At 69.3% G+C, this 18,450-nt stretch carries 24 protein-coding genes; 20 read left to right on the top strand and 4 right to left on the bottom strand.

From position 1 onward, the window contains the following. Positions 1 to 7: 7 nt before the first annotated feature. The 17 genes from AOQ53_RS07675 to AOQ53_RS07595 all read left to right on the top strand — a co-directional run bounded on the left by AOQ53_RS07675 (position 8) and on the right by AOQ53_RS07595 (position 15,964). Positions 8 to 424, top strand: coding sequence for a hypothetical protein (locus AOQ53_RS07675; protein ID WP_059416152.1), 417 nt, complete (start codon positions 8 to 10; stop codon positions 422 to 424). Then, positions 425 to 787 (top strand): hypothetical protein, encoded by a 363-nt coding sequence (locus AOQ53_RS07670; protein ID WP_059416151.1) that lies wholly within the window; start codon positions 425 to 427, stop codon positions 785 to 787. It abuts the gene before it with no gap. Positions 788 to 795: 8 nt separating this feature from the next. Further along, entirely contained in the window at positions 796 to 1,125 is a 330-nt protein-coding gene (locus AOQ53_RS07665) for an HK97 gp10 family phage protein (RefSeq protein ID WP_059416149.1), read from the top strand. After that, on the top strand, positions 1,125 to 1,526 hold the full coding sequence (locus tag AOQ53_RS07660; protein ID WP_059416146.1) for a hypothetical protein: 402 nt from the start codon (positions 1,125 to 1,127) through the stop codon (positions 1,524 to 1,526). The genes AOQ53_RS07665 and AOQ53_RS07660 overlap by 1 nt, the downstream gene beginning before the upstream one ends. 74 nt (positions 1,527 to 1,600) lie before the next feature. Further along, the gene (locus AOQ53_RS07655; protein ID WP_059416144.1) at positions 1,601 to 2,188 is read left to right on the top strand and encodes a phage tail tube protein; all 588 of its coding nucleotides are present in this window, start codon (positions 1,601 to 1,603) and stop codon (positions 2,186 to 2,188) included. Positions 2,189 to 2,273: 85 nt separating this feature from the next. Beyond that, positions 2,274 to 2,624, top strand: a complete 351-nt coding sequence (locus AOQ53_RS07650; RefSeq protein ID WP_059416142.1) for a hypothetical protein — start codon at positions 2,274 to 2,276, stop codon at positions 2,622 to 2,624. A 53-nt stretch (positions 2,625 to 2,677) separates the two neighbouring features. Further along, on the top strand, positions 2,678 to 3,028 hold the full coding sequence (locus AOQ53_RS07645; RefSeq protein WP_059416140.1) for a hypothetical protein: 351 nt from the start codon (positions 2,678 to 2,680) through the stop codon (positions 3,026 to 3,028). A 19-nt stretch (positions 3,029 to 3,047) separates the two neighbouring features. Continuing rightward, positions 3,048 to 7,577 carry a hypothetical protein gene (locus AOQ53_RS47640; RefSeq protein WP_059416138.1) on the top strand — a complete coding sequence of 1,510 codons (4,530 nt, stop codon included), beginning with the start codon at positions 3,048 to 3,050 and terminating at the stop codon, positions 7,575 to 7,577. Continuing rightward, positions 7,577 to 9,814, top strand: coding sequence for a hypothetical protein (locus AOQ53_RS07635; protein WP_059416136.1), 2,238 nt, complete (start codon positions 7,577 to 7,579; stop codon positions 9,812 to 9,814). Before AOQ53_RS47640 ends, AOQ53_RS07635 begins: the two co-directional genes overlap by 1 nt. Positions 9,815 to 9,817: 3 nt before the next feature. After that, positions 9,818 to 10,912: a DUF5047 domain-containing protein gene (locus AOQ53_RS07630; protein ID WP_059416135.1), complete on the top strand. Its 1,095-nt coding sequence runs from the start codon at positions 9,818 to 9,820 to the stop codon at positions 10,910 to 10,912. Continuing rightward, positions 10,909 to 11,511 carry a hypothetical protein gene (locus AOQ53_RS07625; RefSeq protein WP_059416133.1) on the top strand — a complete coding sequence of 201 codons (603 nt, stop codon included), beginning with the start codon at positions 10,909 to 10,911 and terminating at the stop codon, positions 11,509 to 11,511. Before AOQ53_RS07630 ends, AOQ53_RS07625 begins: the two co-directional genes overlap by 4 nt. Positions 11,512 to 11,520: 9 nt before the next feature. Continuing rightward, the gene (locus AOQ53_RS07620) at positions 11,521 to 12,141 is read left to right on the top strand and encodes a hypothetical protein (protein WP_059416131.1); all 621 of its coding nucleotides are present in this window, start codon (positions 11,521 to 11,523) and stop codon (positions 12,139 to 12,141) included. Positions 12,142 to 12,162: 21 nt separating this feature from the next. Continuing rightward, positions 12,163 to 12,933: an N-acetylmuramoyl-L-alanine amidase gene (locus tag AOQ53_RS07615; RefSeq protein ID WP_078945195.1), complete on the top strand. Its 771-nt coding sequence runs from the start codon at positions 12,163 to 12,165 to the stop codon at positions 12,931 to 12,933. 2 nt (positions 12,934 to 12,935) lie between these two features. Continuing rightward, positions 12,936 to 13,292, top strand: coding sequence for a hypothetical protein (locus tag AOQ53_RS07610; protein WP_059416129.1), 357 nt, complete (start codon positions 12,936 to 12,938; stop codon positions 13,290 to 13,292). 12 nt (positions 13,293 to 13,304) lie between these two features. Next, complete coding sequence (locus AOQ53_RS07605) at positions 13,305 to 13,655, top strand: hypothetical protein (protein ID WP_059416128.1); 351 nt, start codon at positions 13,305 to 13,307, stop codon at positions 13,653 to 13,655. A 709-nt stretch (positions 13,656 to 14,364) separates the two neighbouring features. Further along, the gene (locus tag AOQ53_RS07600) at positions 14,365 to 14,676 is read left to right on the top strand and encodes a hypothetical protein (protein WP_059416126.1); all 312 of its coding nucleotides are present in this window, start codon (positions 14,365 to 14,367) and stop codon (positions 14,674 to 14,676) included. Positions 14,677 to 14,923: 247 nt separating this feature from the next. Next, positions 14,924 to 15,964 carry a tyrosine-type recombinase/integrase gene (locus tag AOQ53_RS07595; protein WP_059416123.1) on the top strand — a complete coding sequence of 347 codons (1,041 nt, stop codon included), beginning with the start codon at positions 14,924 to 14,926 and terminating at the stop codon, positions 15,962 to 15,964. Positions 15,965 to 16,160: 196 nt separating this feature from the next. Here the strand turns inward: AOQ53_RS07595 and AOQ53_RS07590 are convergent, their stop codons facing one another. Next, positions 16,161 to 16,499: a DUF6233 domain-containing protein gene (locus AOQ53_RS07590; protein WP_148640299.1), complete on the bottom strand. Its 339-nt coding sequence runs from the start codon at positions 16,497 to 16,499 to the stop codon at positions 16,161 to 16,163. A gap of 24 nt (positions 16,500 to 16,523) precedes the next feature. On the opposite strand from AOQ53_RS07590, the gene AOQ53_RS07585 reads away from it, so the two are divergent. The 3 genes from AOQ53_RS07585 to AOQ53_RS07575 all read left to right on the top strand — a co-directional run bounded on the left by AOQ53_RS07585 (position 16,524) and on the right by AOQ53_RS07575 (position 17,333). After that, positions 16,524 to 16,733 (top strand): hypothetical protein, encoded by a 210-nt coding sequence (locus tag AOQ53_RS07585; protein WP_148640298.1) that lies wholly within the window; start codon positions 16,524 to 16,526, stop codon positions 16,731 to 16,733. 37 nt (positions 16,734 to 16,770) lie between these two features. Continuing rightward, positions 16,771 to 16,986 (top strand): hypothetical protein, encoded by a 216-nt coding sequence (locus AOQ53_RS07580; RefSeq protein WP_059416117.1) that lies wholly within the window; start codon positions 16,771 to 16,773, stop codon positions 16,984 to 16,986. Positions 16,987 to 17,093: 107 nt separating this feature from the next. Further along, the gene (locus AOQ53_RS07575; RefSeq protein WP_059416115.1) at positions 17,094 to 17,333 is read left to right on the top strand and encodes a hypothetical protein; all 240 of its coding nucleotides are present in this window, start codon (positions 17,094 to 17,096) and stop codon (positions 17,331 to 17,333) included. Between the two features lie 7 nt (positions 17,334 to 17,340). Here AOQ53_RS07575 and AOQ53_RS07570 read toward each other — a convergent pair whose 3' ends face one another. From AOQ53_RS07570 to AOQ53_RS07560, 3 genes are read right to left on the bottom strand one after another with little or no spacing between them, the layout of a single operon-like run. Beyond that, the gene (locus AOQ53_RS07570; RefSeq protein ID WP_059416113.1) at positions 17,341 to 17,544 is read right to left on the bottom strand and encodes a hypothetical protein; all 204 of its coding nucleotides are present in this window, start codon (positions 17,542 to 17,544) and stop codon (positions 17,341 to 17,343) included. A gap of 11 nt (positions 17,545 to 17,555) precedes the next feature. Further along, entirely contained in the window at positions 17,556 to 17,735 is a 180-nt protein-coding gene (locus AOQ53_RS07565) for a hypothetical protein (protein WP_059416111.1), read from the bottom strand. 34 nt (positions 17,736 to 17,769) lie between these two features. After that, on the bottom strand, positions 17,770 to 18,012 hold the full coding sequence (locus AOQ53_RS07560) for a GntR family transcriptional regulator (protein WP_059416109.1): 243 nt from the start codon (positions 18,010 to 18,012) through the stop codon (positions 17,770 to 17,772). Positions 18,013 to 18,450 lie beyond the last annotated feature (438 nt).

Here is an 18,450-nt window from a genome sequence, read left to right as displayed (position 1 = left end):
GGTCGCTGTGGCGTTCGTGGCACCGACAGCGGAGCAGCTCGGCCTGTACCTGGGAATGATGGAAATCGACGGCCCTCGCGCGGATCTGCTGATCGAGCAGGCTGTGGCTCTGTGCGAGACCGTAGTCAAGCCGCTTCCCAACCAGGCCACGGCAGTGGTCCTGTCGGCCGCCGGCCGGGCCTACGTCAATCCGCAGCAGGTTTCCTACGAGACGATCGGCCCCATGTCGGTGCAGCGCCCGTCCGGCTCGGGCGGCCTGTATCTGACACGGGCCGACAAGGCCGCCCTGAAGAGCGCGGCCGGCCGAGGCGGCGCGTTCACTGTGGATCCGACTCCGGCTACAGCGGATCCGTCGCCGACTTACCCGGTCGACGACGGCTATGGCCCGCCGCTGGAGTACGAGCCGGGCTGGGGGTGGGTGTAGATGCCCGCCCCGTATCCGTTCGGGGAGACGGTGCGGATCGTGCGCACCGGCCCCTCGCCCGGGCGGGATCCGCGCGGGCAGCCGCTACCCGGCCCGGATGAGTCGTTCGATGTCCCCGGCTGCGTCGTCGCGCCGCGCGAGCAGACCCCAGCGGTGGGCGGCTCGGAGCAGCAGGGCAGGGACACTGTCATCGTCGGCTGGACGGTGTACGCCCCTGCCGGGACAGTCATCCACACCACGGACAAGGCTCGCATCCGCGGCGTCACTTGTGAGATCACGGGCGAGCCCGGCGACTGGGGCTGCAATCCCTTCACCGGGCTGCGCGGGGTCGTGCAGTTCGCCGCGGACCGGGTCACGGGCTAGGAGGCGTCATGGCTGCGCGATTCAAGATGAAGCGCAAGGGCGTGGGCCAGCTGCTGCGGTCGGAGATGATCCGTGGTGAACTGGTGCGCCGGGCGGAGGACATCAAGGCCACTGCCGTGACCCTGTCCCCGGTCGGCTCCGCTCGGGATCCCCACCCTGGTCAGTACAAGGGGGCATGGGAGGTGTCGAGCACGAAGCGCGGTGGCCGTCGCCGTGACCGGGCCGTCGCCTACGTGCGCAATCCGACCTACTACGCCCGCTGGGTGGAGTACGGCACCGAGCGGGTCCCGGCCCATCACGTGCTGCTGCGGGCCGCAGCCGCCTCGGGCGGTGACTGATGGCCACCGTCGGCTCGGTCGATGTCGAGTTGGAGGTCATCGTGTGGCTTCGCGCCCGCCTCGACCCGGGCGTCGTCGTCCGCGACGAGACGGACAACAACCTCCTCAACGAACTGCCCACGGTGCAGGTTCAGCGGATCCCCTCAGGCGGTGATGACGGGATCCGGCTCGACCGGGCCTTCATCGACATCGACGTGTACGCCGCGACGCGCGCAGAGGCGATCGCCCTGTCGGCGACCATCCGCGGTCTGCTACTCGTCGAGCTGCGTGGCACCTCGACGGACGCGGCTGTGGTCAGCCGGGTGGGCACGATCAGCGCGCCTGGCGTCCGCCCCTACGAGAACACATCGCTCCGCCGTGTCGGGGCGGTCTACGAGATCTACAGTCACCCGGTCTCCTGACCGGCTGGGCCCGCGCCGGACCCTGTTTCCCGACCCCGCCTGCCGCGGGGTCTTCGCATGTCTGGAGACCCTTCATGGTTTCGATCACCCGCGCGGCGGACCTTCTGGAAGTCGGCGCGAACGGCGGCGGCTGGGTCGCACCCCTCGGTAGCACCTCGCCCGGAGACCCGGCCATTCAGCCGGCGTCGCCGTGGCTGCCGCTCGGCGCCATCAGCGACGACGGCCTGGTGCAGGGGTTCGAGGAGGACACCCAGTCCTTCACCCCCTGGGGCTACACCGCCCCGATCCGCACCACCATCACCAGTTCGCTGCGCACGTTCGGGCTGACGGTGTGGGAGACCGGCCGTACCACGGTGCAGTCGCTGCAGTACCGCATCGACAGCGCCGACCTGGCCCCGACGTCGGGCCTGACCACGTTCGCCGAGACCGCATCCCCCGTGCCGGACCGCAGGGCGTTCTGGTTCGTCGTCCTCGACGGCGACAACTTCCAACGCGGCTTCTACGTGCCCGAGGGTGAAATCACGGAGCGCTCGGACGTCACCCACAAGCAGGACGAGATCGCCGGCTTCGAGTGGACGATCACCGCCTACCCGGACACCGCCGGCAACACGGTCTACCACTTCGACCGCGTCCCGGAGACCGAGGCCTACACCGGGTCCTGAGCTGGTGGACGGGCCGCCACCCTGGCGCGGGCCCGGCCCGTCCACCTTCCCCTTGCCCGCGCCCTGAACGAAGGAGGCCCGCGCCATGCCCGCCACCAAAGACCAGATCGAAGCCGCTCGCGCCCAGGAAGCCGAGGCCGACGAGCAGGAGTACGTCACCGTCCCGCTCGCCGGGCACGATGGCGTCACCAAGGACGTCCGCTGCGTGCCCTCCGGACGGTGGCGCGCCTCGACGATCCGCGCCCTCAACTCCGGCGACGTCGACACCTTCATGGAGACCAACCTCCACCCCGACGACTTCGAGATCTACGAGGAGCTCGATCCGACCATGGACGGCTTCGGCAAGTTCGTCGCCGACGTCAGCCGCATCAGCGGTGAGGCCCTGGGGAAATCCAGTGGACCTTCGAGGTCCTCACGCAGCACGCGGAAGCGGTAGAGGCTGACCTGCTGGAACGGGGCGTCGATGTTCTCGACGTTCACCGCGGGCGCATGTCGTGGCGGCGTTTGCGGATCCTCATCCAGCACCTACCGCCCGAGTCGGCCACGTGGACGGCGCTGCGCAACGCCATGGACCCCGATGACCTCGCCAAGCAGGGCGAGAAAGGCGAGCCGGAGAAGGCCCGTTGGTCTCAGCTGGAGCAGCTCGTCGCGGTCGTAGCGGACCGGGTGGCCCACATGGAGTGGGCGCTGTGGACCGTGAACATCGAGAAGAAGTCGCAACGCCCGGATCCGCCTGAGCCGATCCGCCGGCCTGGCACGAAGCCGCGCAAGGCGAAGGCGAAGCTGACCGAGAAGAGCGCGGACACGTTGCTCAAACTCATCCAGGGGGGCGCCGAGTAGCGCCACGGGGGGAGGTGCCGTGGCCGCCATCAGCGTTGGTTCCGTCGAGGTCGACGTCGTCCCCAACACGCGGGGAATCCGCGCGCAGTTGCAGCGCAGCCTGATCCCCGCGGCGGACCAGGTCGGGGACGAGGTCGGCCGCATCATCGGCCGGCACATTTCCACGCAGGTCGCTCAGGCCATCCGCAACGGCGTCACCACCGGCGGCCGGACCGCACAAGCCCCGGCCGCCCGGCAGGGCCAGGCCACTGGCAGCACCTTCGCCCGCTCGCTGCGCACCACCCTTGAGACGGCGCTGCGAAACCTGCCGGAAGTCCGGCTGCACGCCAACAGCACGGACGCCCAGCGGGAGATCTACAACATCCGCCGCCAGCTTCAGGCGCTTCAGGATGCCCGGATCGGCATCGACATCAGCTCCGCTGACGCCGTCGCGGCGATCAACCACCTGCAGCAGCGTCTGCAGAGGCTGTCTGCATCGGACGCTGATGTGGCGATCCGCGTTGACGCGGCGAGTGCCGCCACGACCCTGGCCGCGATCCAGGCACAGGTGAACCGCCTGGACGGTCAGACCGCCAACATCGATGTCGACACCCACTCGGCGACGGCGAACATGCGGATGCTGTACCAGGCGGCCATTCTGTTCGGCCCGGCGATCATCCCGGCCCTGCCGGTGGTCGCAGCCGGCCTCGGCGCGATCGCCGCAGCAGCCACCGCCGCGGCTGCGGGTATCGGGTCCATCGCACTCGTGGCTGTGCCGGCGTTCGTCCAAATGAGCAAGGTCATGCAGGCGCAGAAGGCAGCCCAGGACGCGGCCACCACCGCCACGCTGAAGGGCGGCCAGGCCTCCTCGCAGGCGGCGCAGCGGTCGCTGCAGATGGCGTCTGCACAGCAGTCCCTCGCGTCCGCGCACCGCAACGCGGCACGCCAGATCCGGCAGGCCGAGCAGGGTGTCGCCGACGCGGTGCGCTCCGCATCGGAGGCGAACCGGCGGGCCAAGCAGCAGTTGGCCGACGCCGTGCAGCAGGCCGCAGACCGGCAGCGTCAGGCCGCCGAGCAGGTCAGCCGCGCCGAGGAATCCCTGGCGGACGCCCAGCGGGACGCACGTCAGGCTCAGGAGGACCTGACGGCCGCGCGGCGGACGGCGGCACGGGAGCTGGAGGACCTCAACAGCAGGCTCGCAGGTGCCCAGCTGGACCAGCGGCAAGCCGTCCTCGATGTGGAGGACGCCGAGCGGGAACTCAACGCCGTGAGGGCGAAGGGTTCAGCAGCAACCGCAGACGAGCTGGAACGCGCGCAACTCCGGTACGACCGGGCAAAGCAAGGGCTTGAAGACCAGAAGCGGGAGACGGCCCGGCTGAAGCAGGAGACGGCGGCGGCGAACAAGGCAGGCGTCGAGGGCTCTAAGACGGTGCAGGACGCGCAGGAGCGTGTTCGGCAGACCGATGAAGCGATCGCCGACCAGCAGCGTGAGCTCACCCAAGCCCGCCAGGATGCTGCCCGCCAGCAGGTCGAGGCCCAGCATGAGGTGGCGGAGGCGCAGCGGAACGTCGCCCTCACCCAGGAGGAGGGGGCCCGCTCGGTAGCCCGCGCCCAGGAGCAACTGGCCGAGGCGCAACAGTCGGCTGCGGATTCGATCGCATCAGCCCAGCGTCAGATAGCCTCCGCGTCGCTTTCGGCGGCCGGGGGTGTGGATCAGGCTGCCATCGCGCAGGCCAAGTACCAGCAGGAGTTGGCGAAGCTCACTCCGGCGGCACGGGAAACGTTCAACGCGCTCCTCGACCTGAAGAGCGCGTTCTCGGACTGGTCCCGCGCCTTGCAGCCCGCGGTGATGCCCATCTTCACGCGGGCTCTCGAGGGCCTGAAGAACTCTCTGCCGGGGTTGACGCCGTTCGTGAAGGAGGCCGCAGACGCCATCAAGGGTCTACAGGACCGGGCGAGCGCAGGCTTCAAGTCCCCCTGGTGGAAGGAGTTCAAGGCCGACCTGGAGGGCTCCATCAAGCCCGCGATCACAGGGCTCGGCGTCAGCTTCGGCAACATCTTCAAGGGCATGACGGGCGTGATCAGCGCCTTCCTGCCTCACATGGACTCCATCTCGGAGCGCATGCAAACGATCACCAGGCGGTTCGCGACCTGGGGGACCAGTTTGAAGGGGAGCCCGGAGTTCGAGCGGTTCCTCGCGTACTCGTCGAAGCACGGTCCGCTCCTCGCCGAAGCGCTTGGCAAGATCGCCACAGCGTTCATCGACATCGGGCGGGCGCTCGAACCCGTCTCGGGTCCGCTGCTCAAGGTGCTCGGCCTGATGGCGGAGGGCATCAGCTCGCTGGCGACGAACGTGCCCGAGCTGGTCATCGCCATGTGGGGCCTGTTCGTGGTGACACGCCTCTGGGCAGGGACCATGCTGATCGTGAACGGCGCCATGGCCGCCTTCAACCTGATCTCGATGGCGGGCCCTTGGGGCTGGATCGTCCTCGCGATCGGCGCTGTGGTGCTCGCCGTCATCTACCTGTACCGGCGCTTCGAGTGGTTCCGCACCGCCGTACAAGCGGTGTGGTCGGCGATCCAAGTCGCCGCCCTATGGCTGTGGAACAACGCTCTCAAGCCGGTATTCACGGCCATCTGGAGCGGCCTGCAGACGGTCGGCCGCTGGGCGATGTGGCTGTGGTCGAACGCCATAAAGCCCGCGTTCGATGGCATCGTCCTCGTTGGGAGGATCCTCCTCACGGCGCTCGTCACGATCGTGTTCCTGCCGATCTATGCCGTGATCAAGCTGGTCGGAGCCATCGCCATGTGGCTGTGGTCCAACGCGATCAAACCGGCCTTTGAGGCCATCGGCGCGATCGCCATGTGGTTGTGGAACAACGCCTTCCGTCCGGCCTTCCAGTGGATCGGCGACAAGGCGAAGTGGCTGTGGAACAACGCCATCAAGCCCGCCTGGGCCGGTATCGAGGCCGGCGCCAGATGGCTGTGGAGCAACGTCCTGCGGCCCATTTTCAGGGCCATCCGCGAGGGCATGCAGGCAGTCGGCCAGCAGGGCATGTGGCTGTGGAAGAACGCGCTGAAGCCTGCCTGGGACGGCATTGTGTCCGTGGCCACCATCGCTTGGACCAAGGGGCTGCGGCCCGCCTTCAACGCGATCAAGTCGGCGGTGAAGAGTGTCGGTGACGCCTTCGAGTCGGCACGCAAGGCCATCAAGATCGCATGGGACAAGCTGAAGGGGGTGGCGCGCGAGCCCGTCCAGTACGTCGTGGACGTCGTCTACAACAACGGCATCCGCGGCGTCTGGAACAAGGTCGCGAGCGCATTCGGGGCGCCGAAGCTGGACAGATTCACGTTCGCCTCTGGCGGCATCATGCCCGGCTACACCCCGGGCCGGGACGTGCACCGCTTCGTGTCCCCGACCGGTGGCCAGCTTGAGCTGTCGGGTGGCGAGGCCATCATGCGGCCGGAGTTCACCCGCGCGGTCGGCTCCGGGTTCGTCGGCTACTTCAACCGCATCGCCCGATCGCGGGGCGCCCAGGGCGTCAAGGAGGCCCTGGCGCCGATGCTCGGCGGTAACCCGAACACCCCGACCGACACCTCCCTGCGCTACGCGGGCGGCGGCGTGGTGCAGCGGTTCGCCGACGGCGGCATCTTCGGGTGGATCAAGTCGAAGGCTGCGTCTGTGGCGGGTGCTGGCTCGGCGGTGTGGAACAAGGTGAAGGAGGCCGCCAGCTGGTTGAAGGACACGCTGGAGGCGTCGGCCCGCGCGGGCGTCAAGAATGTCGTCGACCCGCTGCTCGCATCGTTCCCTGGCATGGACACGGGCATCGGGCGCCTGGTCCGCCGCATCCCGACGAAAATCCTGGACACGCTGTTCGGCTACAGCAAGGAGGCCGACAAGCGGGGCGCTGGCGGCATCGGCGGGCCGAAGATTCAGGCGGCGCTCCGGTGGGCGAAGGCTCAGGCCGACAAGCCGTACATCTGGGGCGGGGTCGGGCCGAAGGGGTTCGACTGCTCTGGGTTCATGGGCGCCATCGAGAACGTCATCCGGGGCCAGAAGCCGAACCGTCGCCGCTGGGCGACGGGCGCCTTCTCCGGCCGCACGGCGCCTCCCGGGTGGGTGAAGAACGGCAACAGCCCGTTTCGCATCGGCATCACGAACGCCGGCGTCGGCCACACGGCCGGCACCCTGGGCAAGACCAAGGTCGAGTCCAGGGGTGGCGAGGGAGTCGTCGTCGGCCCGCGGGCTCGCGGCTACAACAGCCCGCTGTTCACCGACTGGTACGGCTTCAAACCCGGCAGCTACGACAGCGGCGGCTACCTGCAGCCCGGCATGAACCTCGCCTACAACGGCACCGGCCGGCCCGAGCCGGTCTTCACGGCAGCGCAGGCGAACGCTCTCACCTCCCTGGCGGCACGCCAAGGATCTGGGGGCCCAGCCAAATTCGAGGGCGACCTCTACCTCGACTCCGGCGAGTTCCTTGGTCGGGTGCGTGGCGAGGCGCAGCAGGTGGTCATGGAGCGGGATCGTCTGGTGATGGCTGCCGGCCGTGGTGGGAGGAGGGCCTGATGGCGATCCCCGGGAACCTGTTGTCGGCTACGACGGAGACCATCGACCCGAACACGTCGGGCTGGACGTCCAAGCTCAACTGCACGATCAACATGGGCGTTGGAGGGAGGACGGGCGGCGGTGGCTGCCTGGCTGTGAAGTCGGTGGCGGCGGGGGAGATGCAAGCCCGCACCGTCTCCAGCTATCCCGTGACGGCAGGCACCGTCTACTACACGTTCGCCGACACAGCGGGCGTGGTGCCGGAACGGATCGGGATCCGGTGGCTCAACAGTGTCGGCTGGGAAGTCAACACCACCTGGTCGGTGCCGACGATGGCGTCCTCCTCGGGATGGCACCGCGTCTCCGTAGCAGGAGTGGCCCCGGGCGCGGCAACGCGTGCGCAAGTGGTGCTGTCGTCCACCGAGACGGCGGCGAATGTCTCCCACTTCTGGGAGAACATCTACCTCGGCGCACCCATCCGGACCCTCGGCAACCTGCTGCCCTTCAACACCGAGAGCAGCGAGGTCGACGCCTCCGGCTGGACGCCGGTCGTCAACGCGTCCATCACCCGGCAGGTGCCGGTCGTGAACTGGGCGGTCACCAACTACACCGCGGGCGGGCAGACGCTGGCGATGACCGCGGTGGCCGCGGGTAACGCCTCCATCCTGTCCGTGGAGCGGCCTGCGGTCACGCCGGGCCAGGAGTATCTGGCCTACGCCTACATGCAGCCGCCCACGGTCGCCTCCGTCGCCTGGATCGAGCTCAGGTTCTACGACACCAATGGCAACCAGATCCAGGCCACCCGCTCGGTGCTGGCGCCGCCGACCCCGGCGACCGGCATGTACCGGCAGCGCGTCTCCGACACGGCGCCCGCCAACGCAGCCACCTGCTCCCTCGCCGCGGGCCTGGACGGCGCGTCGGCGGGGCAGGTACTGCGGCTGGAGACCATCGTCATCGGCGTCGCACCCGAACTGCAGGCCGGCACCGTCGTCCCGTATGCGGACGGCTCGTTCGAGCAGGGCGTCGCCGGATGGACCGTGGCCAGCGGCGTGGCAACGCTCGCCCGCACCAGCCCGTGGGGCAGCAGCTACTTCGAGGGCGCCTACTCGCTGGCCATCACCTCGTCGACCGCCAGCGCCTCGACGATCCGCTCCGCGAAATTCCCGGTCACCGGGGGCGTGAGCTGGAGAGCGCAGATCCTCGCCCACCCGGCTGCTGGCACCTGGGCGACGGTAGTGGTGCGGCCTCATTGGTACGACGCCGCCGGCAACGACCTGGGCGCCAGTGGCGGCGTCTCCTACGGTCTGCCGGGCAGCGCCTGGTACGTCCTACCGTCCGACAGCACAGCCCCCGCCGGAGCGACACAGGCCGCGATCGAGCTGGTGGTCACCGCAGCCGCCACGGCCAGCGTGCTGCACGTTGACCAGGTCGTGCTGTGGGAAGTGCTGCCGCAGACCGCGGTCGAGGAGCACTCCGATGGCGGTTACGCCACGCTGACGCTGCGTGAACTGCCCCTCGACGACTACACGATCACCGTGCAGCGTGTCGCCGCGGACGGAACCCGCACCCTCGTGCGCGGACCATCCGGCCTCATCGACCGGCAGCCCGTCACCTCCGACCTGCTCGTCATCGAGGACCACGAAGCGCCGCTCGGGGTGCAGTACTACTACGCGATGACGATCTACAACCCGAGCGGTGTCGTCCACGGCACCCGCTCCTCGGGAGCCCTCACGCTGGACCTGGCCGACCTCAACACGGCCTGGCTAAAGGACCCGGGCAATCCGCAGCGCAACTGTTTGGTCGTGGTGCAGCGTGCACCGGACTGGCAGCGCCCCATCGAACAGGCCGCCTTCATCGTCCGGGGGCGCCGCAACAAGGTGGTCCTGAGCGGCAAACGGCAGGGCCTCGAAGGGGAACTCGCCATCTGGACCCGCTCGGACGAGGAGCGGGCAGCCCTGCACCTGCTGCTCGACTCCGGCAACACCCTGCTCTGGCAGGCCGCCCCGGGGATGGGTGTGGCCGACATGTACGTCAACGTCGCCCAGGTCACCGAAGCCCGGGTCGGTGCGCTCGCACAGGAGCAGTGGCGGGCCTGGACGCTGCCGCTCACCGAAGCCGACATGCCCGTCAACCTCGGCGTCAACGGCGCCGCCGGCCGCACCTGGCAGGACGTGCTCACCGAGTTCACGACCTGGGTGGACCTGCAAGACGTGTACGCCACCTGGGAAGACGTGCTCCTCGACCGGCGAATGAGGTGATCGATGTACCCCGTCAGCGCCCGGTTCCTGCCGCGGCTCGCCGAGGACCACCGGCCGCTCACCGAGGTCAAGCTGTTCCTCACCGACGGCCGCGTCATCGACCTGGAGCATGTCGGGGGCAGCGTCACCGTCGACCGGGCGCAGGCGATCCGCCGCACGTGCACCGTCACCGTCGCCGACCCGTCCCTCATCCCGCGCACCCCCGCCGACCAGCTCGCCACCTACGGGGCCAAGCTGCGGATCTCCCGCGGGGTGGAGTACGGCAACCCCAACGACACCGAACTCGTGCCGCTCGGCGTGTTCCGGCTGGACTCCGTCGACGGAGACGTCACCGAAGGGCCCGTCACCTTGCAGGGCAAGGGCCTTGAGGCGGTCGTCGCCGACGACAAATTCACCGCGCCGTTCAAGGTGTCCGGGACCGTCGCCGGTGCGGTCGCCGCACTCATCCAGCGCAGCATCCCCACCGCCGACGTCATCAGCCTGATCGTCGACCAGCCCATCGGCTCCCGCGTCTTCGACGTGGAAGCGGATCCGTGGGCCGGCGCGCAGGAGGTCGCGGCGGCGGCCGGCGCCGAGGTGTACGCCAACGCCGACGGAGTCTTCGTCATCTCCACGCTTCCAGACCTGCTCACGACCACCCCCGTGTGGGCGGTCGAGGCCACCGAGGGTGGCGTCTACATCTCCGGCAACCGGGCCATGAGTAGCGACGGCGTCTACAACGGCGTGCTCGCGCGCGGCGAGAACACCTCTGAGAACGTCCCGCCGGTCTCCTACCTGGCCGTCGACACCGACCCGACGAGCCCCACCTACTGGTCGGGCCCGTATGGCCGCAGGCCGATGTTCTACAGCTCGTCGACGCTCACCACGACCAACGCCTGCGCGCAGGCCGCGAACCTGAAGCTGGCCGCCGCCCGGGCGCCGAACGCGAGCGGGGACATCTCCGCCCTGCCGAACCCTGCGCTCGAGCCCGGCGACGTCATCCGCGTGACGCACGAGGACGGCAGCCGCGAGCTCCACCAGGTCGCGAGCTTCTCCGTGCCGCTCGACCTGGGTGGCGACTTCCCGATCTCGACGATCTCGGCGAAGGAGGACGCGTGAGCGACAAGAGCCTCTTCGCCCATGCCCGCGAATACGCCGACTTCCAGGCCACCGAAGCGGTCCGCGCGGGCGCCAACAGCCCGGCCGTGCGTGGCTCCGACTGGCGCCTCGCCACTGTCACCGCCGTGAACCCGAACGGCACCGTCGACGCCGACGGGATCGACGACATTCGCTGCATCGACACTTACACCCTGCCGGCCGTCGGCGACGTCATCCGCATCGACCAGTCCAGCAGCGGCAACTGGCTGGCGATGGGCACCCTCGCCACCGTCAGCGGATGGACCACGCTCGCCCTGGCGGCCGGATACACCAACCCCGGCCACGGCTATACCGCCAGCTGGATGCGCGAAGGTCGCCGCATCTGGATGCGGGGCCGCATCGGACCCACCTCCGGCACGATCCCTGACGGCGACACCCTGGCCACCATCCCGACCGCCATCCGCCCGGGCGTCGCCGTGGCGTGGGCGGTCGCCCGCGACGCCGGGGCGATGCCCGCCGTGTGCCGTCTGGAAATCACCGCGGCCGGGGCGCTGCGCACCTTCCAGTCCACGAACTTGCCGACGTGGGTGTCCCTCGACGGCCTCAGCTACACCATCTAGGAGGGGCGCGTGCCCACACCGGACGACTACGGGCAAGGCATCAACATCGCCTCCCTCACCGACGCCCCCGACGCATCGAAGCTGGCGAAGGACATCGTCAATGCGATCGCCCAGCGCAGCATCCTGCGCTTCTCCTCCGCCATTACCCGCGGCGCGACGCTCGCCGGAGCCTCGGGCCCGGTCGAGGGCATGCTGACGTGGCTGCAGGACGTCAACCGCCTCGACCTGTGGGACGGCAGCACCTGGGTAGCCGTATCCGTGGGCCGCTCCTCGTGGACGACCATCACGCCCGAGTCGCCCTGGACGCAGAACGGCAACAACAACGGCGCCTTCCAGTACCGGCTCCTCAACATCTCCGGCGAGGAGTCCCTGCAGTTCCGCGGGGCGCTCGGCCGATCCTCGTACCCGACGTCACCGACGGGCAGCTACGTCGTCAACAACACTGCCCTCCCCAGCGCCGTGCGGCCGTCGACGCTGCGGACCGTGCTGATCCCCTGCTCCGACGTCTCCAGTGACCGCATCGCCCTCAAGCTCGACGTCAGGGTGGACGGCTACCTCGAGGTGTTCGGGTTCAGCAGCACAACGAAACCTCCGTGGATCGGCTTCAACGGCGTCACCGTCAGCCTCTAACCCGCCCAGAAAGGGGGACGCGTGAAGCTCATCCCCAGATCCCAGTGGGGCGCCCGCGCCTACCGCATGCCCAACGGCGCCACCCCGTACAGCCGCCCCCGTCGCGGCGTGAAGCTCCACTACCTCGGCACCGCCTACGCGGACAGGCCGCACGACAAGTGCGACGACTACGTCCGACAGATCCAGGCCCAGCACATGGACGGCAACGGCTGGTCCGACATCGGCTACAGCTTCGTCGTCTGCACCCACGGCTACGTGTACGAAGGCCGCGGCCTGCACCGCCGCAACTCGGCGAACGGCAACACCACGCTCAACGAGCAGGACTACGCGGTGCTCCTCATGGCCGGCTCCTCCGGCCTGACCAAGCCCACGAACGACCAGCTCAACGGCGCCCGCGACGCCATCGAGTACTGCCGCGAGAAGGGCCCCGCCGGGACGTGGATCGGCGGCCACCGCGACGGCTACGCCACCAGCTGCCCCGGCGACGTCATCTACGCCTGGATCAAGGCCGGCGCGCCACGGCCCGCCGCCCCGACCCCGGCCGCACCCAAGCCCTCGACGGAGGCAGAGATGAAGCTCAGCGACCACATCAAGCTCGGCGACTGGATCCCCAAGTACTGGCCCAACGACAAGGGGCTCCAAGACCGACAGATCCCCGTGGACGTGGCGCTTGGCTCCGGCTACGCGCACTCCCGCAAGTCCGCCGAGAACACCGTCGCCATCCTCACCGAACTCAAGGCACTGCGAACCGAGGTCGCCCAGCTGCGGGCCGCCATCACGAAGGAGTCCTGACCATGCGCATCTTCGGCAGAGAGCCGGTCGTCGTACTAAACACCCTGTCTGCGGTGCTCGGTCTCGTCGTCAGCCTCGGCGTGACGAGCCTGACCGCCGAGCAGGCTGGTGTCATCGTTGCCCTGGTCTCCGCGATCCTCGGCGGTATCGCCGCCGCGATGACACGGCCGATCGCGCCTCAGGCGTTCACCGCGATCGTCGCGGCCGGCGCCACTGCCGTCGCCGCGTTCGGTTACGAGGTCAGCCAGGGCACCGTCGGCGCCATCAACACCTTCGTGCTGGCCCTGCTCACCCTGCTGACCCGAGTGCAGGTGACCCCCTCTAGCCCGTCCGCGCCCGCCGGTCCGCGGGGCGTCTGACAGGAGTAGCACGTGCCCGACGAGCTGAGCGTCGGCGAACTCGGGCGCGCGGTCGCTGCCCTGCGCCAGGAGATCCAGGCCATGGGGCAGGGCATCAACGCCCGCCTCGACAAGGTGGTTTCCACCGAGGTCTACACGCTCCAGTCCGCCTACACCGACCAGCGCATCACCGCCATCAGCCAGGACGTCCAGAAGGTCGCGGACGCGCGTGACGCGCTGGAGAACGCCTTCGAGGCGTACCAGCTGGCGGAGCGGGATCGGCGCGAGCAGGAGAGGCAAAAGCGCCTCTACCAAGCGGTGATCCCGGTGCTGCTGGCGCTCATGTCGGCGGCTGTCGCAATCTGGGCGGTGGTGGCGAAGTGACCGGCCTCCACAAGCGCCGCACGCTCCGGCTGCCGCGCGCCGAATGGCTCATCGGCCTCACCGCCCTCCTCGCGCTTACCCTGTTCGCCGTGCTCGTCGTGCTCGTCGTCGACCAAGCACAGCAACTGCGATACGAGCGAGCCGCCCGCGACGCCCTTGCCAACCAGGTGCAGCGCCTCGGCGGCACTCCGGTGGCCGGCCCGTCCGGCTCACGGGGGGAGCCAGGCGCTTCGGTGACCGGGCCGCCAGGCCAGCAGGGGGAGCCCGGCGAGCCTGGACAACCGGGCCCGTCAGGTGCACCCGGCCCGAGCGGGTCGCCAGGGAAGCCCGGTCGCGACGGAGACGACGGAGCAGACGGCACCTCGGCGACCGGAGCCCCGGGCACCCCCGGAGAACCGGGACCGGCCGGAAGCCCAGGCGCCAACGGCGAAGCCGGGCCAGCTGGACCGGCAGGCCCACAGGGAGAGGCAGGCCCTGCTGGACCGCCCGGACCGCAGGGCGAGCGCGGCGAACAAGGCCCCGCAGGACCCGCGCCATCGAGCTGGACATTCGAGTACCGGGGCGCCACCTACACCTGCACTCCGGACGGCGACGGCTCCAGCCACTACACCTGCCGCCAGACCGGCGGAGAGGAACCCGGACCCGACGTGCCCGGACCGCTCGCCGCCGGCGTGGACCCGTACCGCCGCCAATACCCGTAGGAGGCCGCATGTCCGACCCGATCCCGCTTCAGCCGCGCCGGGACGACACGGCAGCGGACATGCGGTCGCTCGTGCAGTTGGGGGAGGCCGAACCCCAGCCCGTACCCGCGTCCGCGCCAGCGCCTACCCCGGACCCGGTCGACGAGAAGGAGGCTGCGCTCCTGTCCGCTGCCCTCATGGAGGCCGGGGTCGAGACGGCGGCCGACGACCAGGCCGCCGCCCGGGCCGTCGCCAGCCTCGACCCGGCCACCGTCGCCGCCGTACAGCGCTGGATCAAAGCCCCACGGAAGACCAAGCCCACGACGCCGGCCAGTAAGTAGGAGGCCCCATGCCCCCAGTCCCGGAAGACGATCCCGGCACGCCGTTGTATCTGTCGCGCTGGCCGTTTCGCGAACCGCCCCCCATGCCGCCGGCCGACGACGAATGAGTAACGCCCCCTCCTTCGGGAGGGGGCGTTCTGCTGTGTCTGGGCGCCGAGTTAAGCCGTACCACTCTCGATAACCCACACATATCAACGACCGTCGGGCGTATGCTAGTTCTACACAAACTTCCATAAAGGAGCCGAACTTGGCGAGTGAACTCGAACCGGTGGAAGTGGAGTTCGTCCCGACCGCACAGCCGTCAGCTGCCAGGGACCGCCACATCTCAGGCGAGACCGCAGAAGACCTCAAGCGCGCCACTGCGGCCAACACGGAACGCGCCTACGCGCGCTGGTGGAACATGGCCCTCGCCTGGTGCGAGCGAGAGGGGCGCACTCCGCTGCCGATGACCGCCGAGACGATCGCCGAGTTCATCGGATACCTCATGCGCTCCACGTCCCAGGCGACCGGCAAGCCGTACTCGCCAGCCAGCCTCGACCAGGCCCTCTCTGCGGTCCGAACCGCGCACTTCCGTGCAGGTTTCGAAGGGCAACCCAACTCCAGGGCCGCCCGAGACCTGATCAAAGTGCACCGGCAGGACCGCGCGCGCGACGGCTGGCGCCCTCGGCGAGCCAAACCCGTGACCCTCGACGTACTGCGCCTCCTACTGGCCCAGTGCGACACCGGCTCCCTCAGCGGCCGACGAGACGCAACCATTCTCGTTCTGGGATACGGACTCATGGGCCGCCGCTCAGAGCTCGCCTCCGTCACCATCGACCAGCTGACGGTCGCAGACGAGTGGGTAACCGTCTTCATCCCCATGTCGAAGACCGACACCAGCGCCCACGGAGAAGACATCGACATCCCCAGGGCCATCGCGCCGGACATCGACGCCCGGGCCATCGTGAACTCCTATCTTGAAGGGCTGGCCGAGCATGGCATTACAGAGGGTCGGCTCCTGCGGAGTATCGACGTATGGGGCAACGTCGGCGCCGGCATGACCGGCGAGACGGTGAACGAGATCGTGAAGCGACTGGCCAAGGACGCCAAGCTGACGGACGCGGAACGGATGACCGCGCACGGCCTTCGAGCCGGGGCGCCGACCGATGCCGCGGAGCGCGGCGTCCCCGTGCCCTTCATTGCCGAGCACGGACGCTGGAGCAAGAACTCGACACAGGTGCTCACCTACGTCCGCCCGGCCGACCGGCGCCGCAACAACCCGCTGCTCCCGCGCGACAATCGATCCTGACCACGACAATGCCCCCGCAGCCAGTCGGCTGCGGGGGCGTTCTGCTGTCCGGGGCTTAGCCCCAGGTCGTGTCGTCGTCCATGATGCCTCCCCAGATCGGTGCGGCCACGGTACGCGGAAGACGGCCGTCCTGTCAGGAGGGCGTGCCACACTGGCCGCAGCGCCCGCCGAGCATCCCCCGTCTCGGCGGGCGCTGTCACGTCCCCCGCAGGCCGGGCTCCGGGTTGCAGGCCTGGCACATTTCTACGTGCAGGCTCTCGTCCCCCAGTGCCAGCAGTGCCTCGTCACGGGTGAGGAATCCGTGGTCGCCCGTCCAGATGCCGCAGCCGCCGCGGTGCAGCACGGTGCGTCTGTCGCGTGCCGGCTCTAGTTTCCACCGGGCTTCGTCGCGCGCCCGCTGCGCCTGCCGCTGTCCTCGCTCCAGCTCCGCCTCAAGCGTGCGGATCTTCGCCCGGGTGGTGCGCAGCTGGTAGTCCAGCCACTCCTCCAAAGCGGTTAGCTTCGTGAGACGCTCCTCAGGCGGCATGTCGTTCATGTGTTCGAGTCTAGGGTGGTCGCCGTGAGCAGCAACCACAGCCCCGAGCGCTACCACCTCACCCTCACCTCCGCCGGCCGTCCGGTGATGCACGGCTGGTGGGGGAGCGAGCCCGTGGCCCGCTCCAAGTTCACGCGGTGGATCGGCGAGCACGGCACCCTGCCCGACGCCCGCGTCACCCTCGTCGACGAGGACACCGGCGCCGTGTTGACGGAGTGGCCAGATGAGGCGTGACCGTCTGCCATCCTGGCGGCGACGCGAGGAGGCGCCCATGTCGTACCGCCCGTACCCGAACCCCGAGCGCGCGCTGAAGCAACTCGACCGGCACTACCCGCCCGCGCCAGTGATCCAGTTGGAGTGCCTGCGGCCCATGGCGGACAGCGTCGCGAAGCTGCGGGTGGATACCCAGCGGGCCGCGCGGCAGGGCTTCGGTGCGGGCACTTACGTGCTGTCGACTCGCCGTCCCGTTGTCAGTGGCGGCGCGTAGCCTGAGGTCTCCGGCATTGCATCGCTTTCGATCAAGTCGGGTTTGCTGAGTTGCTGGCGCCCCGCCCGGCGTGGAACCCAGGGCGGGGCTGCAACCCGGGAGGGGCTTTGGCGTTCGAACCGGATTTTCCGGAGCAGGAGATCGAAATTTCCTGGAATCCCCAGGGTGAGGCGACGGTCAAGCTGACCGAGATGGTCGGCGACAGCGTGCGCACCACCACTCACTTCGGCTGGGTGCAGCCGAACGATCCCGTGCTTACGGTCGACGGCCTCAACGAGGAGTGTGTGACTGTGAAGCTCGGGCGGATTGTTGGGGCGACCCGGGCCGTGGTCGAGGGCAGCCTGTGATCCGACTCTAGTCGGCCGTCTCCGCGTGCCGCACGGCCCGCTTGAGCGCCATCTCGACCTCGACCCGCGGCAGCCCGGTTGCCTCAGCGTGCGCGGTGATGGCGTCCTGCACGGCGTTGGCGGTGGCGACGGTGAGCCGCCCGGCCTGGTGCTCCTCCCAGGCGGCGCGCTCTAGGGCTATCAGGGCGTCGGGGAACTCGATGTCGCTCACGAGCCAGGATCTTAAGCGGCGGTCGTGACGTCCCCGCGCTCGACCTGCCTCAGCTCGGCGAGCAGCCGCCGATACTCCTCCCGCTGCTCATCCGTCAGCCGCGCATCCCGGTGCGAGAACAGCGCACGGATCGCCGCGTTCAGCTCCTCGACAGAGCGCGCGGACCCCGAAGACGGGGGAGAGGTGGGCATGCCGATCAGGGTAGTGCTCCCCTCTGACAGCGGGCTATGGCTTCGGCTTCTCCTGCACGAACGTCCCCAGCCCGACCTCGGCCCGCACCAGGCCCTCGTCCTTCAGGTGGCGGAGCACTTTCTGGGCGGTGCTGGCCGCCACCTCGAACTCGGTGCTGATGTCCACGACGGAGGGAACCTTGGAGCCGGCCGGGTAGGTGCCGTCTTCGATGCGGCCAGTGATGATGGCCGCGATCTGTCTCCAGATCGGCCGAGTCCGGTCAAGATCAACGCTCACACGGTTGACGCTAGATACCCGCAGTACACCGCGCGACCGCAGTACAGTGCGGTCTACCGCGGTATACCGTGAAAATTGCAGGACCCCCGCGACCGGCGGCACACCGGCCCGGGGCATGGCCGACAGCTGCAAGGAGCGTCGACATGGACGAGGGTAGAGACCCAGCGGCCGAGCAGACCACACCCCCCGAACCCGCCTGCCCCTGCGGCAGTCGAGACCACGAGCCGCTGCGCATCGGCGACCGACTCTCACCCAGCGGCAGCACCATAGGCCCCGTCCACGTCTGCCCCGCCGAATCCCCAGTCGGGCTGCGAGGCGTGCTGTGAACGGCCGCCCAGACGACGACAGCGGCGTCTGCGGGCCCTGCCGGATCGGCGAATGCGGACACTGCGACGGCAACCACGACCTGCGCCCCGGACCCGGGCCGGCCGTGCCGCT

The organism is Streptomyces azureus (assembly GCF_001270025.1).
Lineage (GTDB): Bacteria > Actinomycetota > Actinomycetes > Streptomycetales > Streptomycetaceae > Streptomyces > Streptomyces azureus.
This window is presented reverse-complemented; position numbering and strand designations above follow the sequence as displayed.

What these genes read in the sequence shown, in the direction of transcription:
- AOQ53_RS07655 (WP_059416144.1), top strand. Translation starts at nt 1,601, where the DNA reads ATGGTTTCGATCACCCGCGCGGCGGACCTTCTGGAAGTCGGCGCGAAC.
- AOQ53_RS07600 (WP_059416126.1), top strand. Translation starts at nt 14,365, where the DNA reads ATGTCCGACCCGATCCCGCTTCAGCCGCGCCGGGACGACACGGCAGCG.
- AOQ53_RS07665 (WP_059416149.1), top strand. Translation starts at nt 796, where the DNA reads ATGGCTGCGCGATTCAAGATGAAGCGCAAGGGCGTGGGCCAGCTGCTG.
- AOQ53_RS07635 (WP_059416136.1), top strand. Translation starts at nt 7,577, where the DNA reads ATGGCGATCCCCGGGAACCTGTTGTCGGCTACGACGGAGACCATCGAC.
- AOQ53_RS07630 (WP_059416135.1), top strand. Translation starts at nt 9,818, where the DNA reads ATGTACCCCGTCAGCGCCCGGTTCCTGCCGCGGCTCGCCGAGGACCAC.
- AOQ53_RS07650 (WP_059416142.1), top strand. Translation starts at nt 2,274, where the DNA reads ATGCCCGCCACCAAAGACCAGATCGAAGCCGCTCGCGCCCAGGAAGCC.
- AOQ53_RS07670 (WP_059416151.1), top strand. Translation starts at nt 425, where the DNA reads ATGCCCGCCCCGTATCCGTTCGGGGAGACGGTGCGGATCGTGCGCACC.
- AOQ53_RS07590 (WP_148640299.1), bottom strand. Translation starts at nt 16,499, where the DNA reads ATGAACGACATGCCGCCTGAGGAGCGTCTCACGAAGCTAACCGCTTTG.
- AOQ53_RS07660 (WP_059416146.1), top strand. Translation starts at nt 1,125, where the DNA reads ATGGCCACCGTCGGCTCGGTCGATGTCGAGTTGGAGGTCATCGTGTGG.
- AOQ53_RS07580 (WP_059416117.1), top strand. Translation starts at nt 16,771, where the DNA reads ATGTCGTACCGCCCGTACCCGAACCCCGAGCGCGCGCTGAAGCAACTC.
- AOQ53_RS07610 (WP_059416129.1), top strand. Translation starts at nt 12,936, where the DNA reads ATGCGCATCTTCGGCAGAGAGCCGGTCGTCGTACTAAACACCCTGTCT.
- AOQ53_RS07565 (WP_059416111.1), bottom strand. Translation starts at nt 17,735, where the DNA reads ATGCCCACCTCTCCCCCGTCTTCGGGGTCCGCGCGCTCTGTCGAGGAG.
- AOQ53_RS07645 (WP_059416140.1), top strand. Translation starts at nt 2,678, where the DNA reads ATGTCGTGGCGGCGTTTGCGGATCCTCATCCAGCACCTACCGCCCGAG.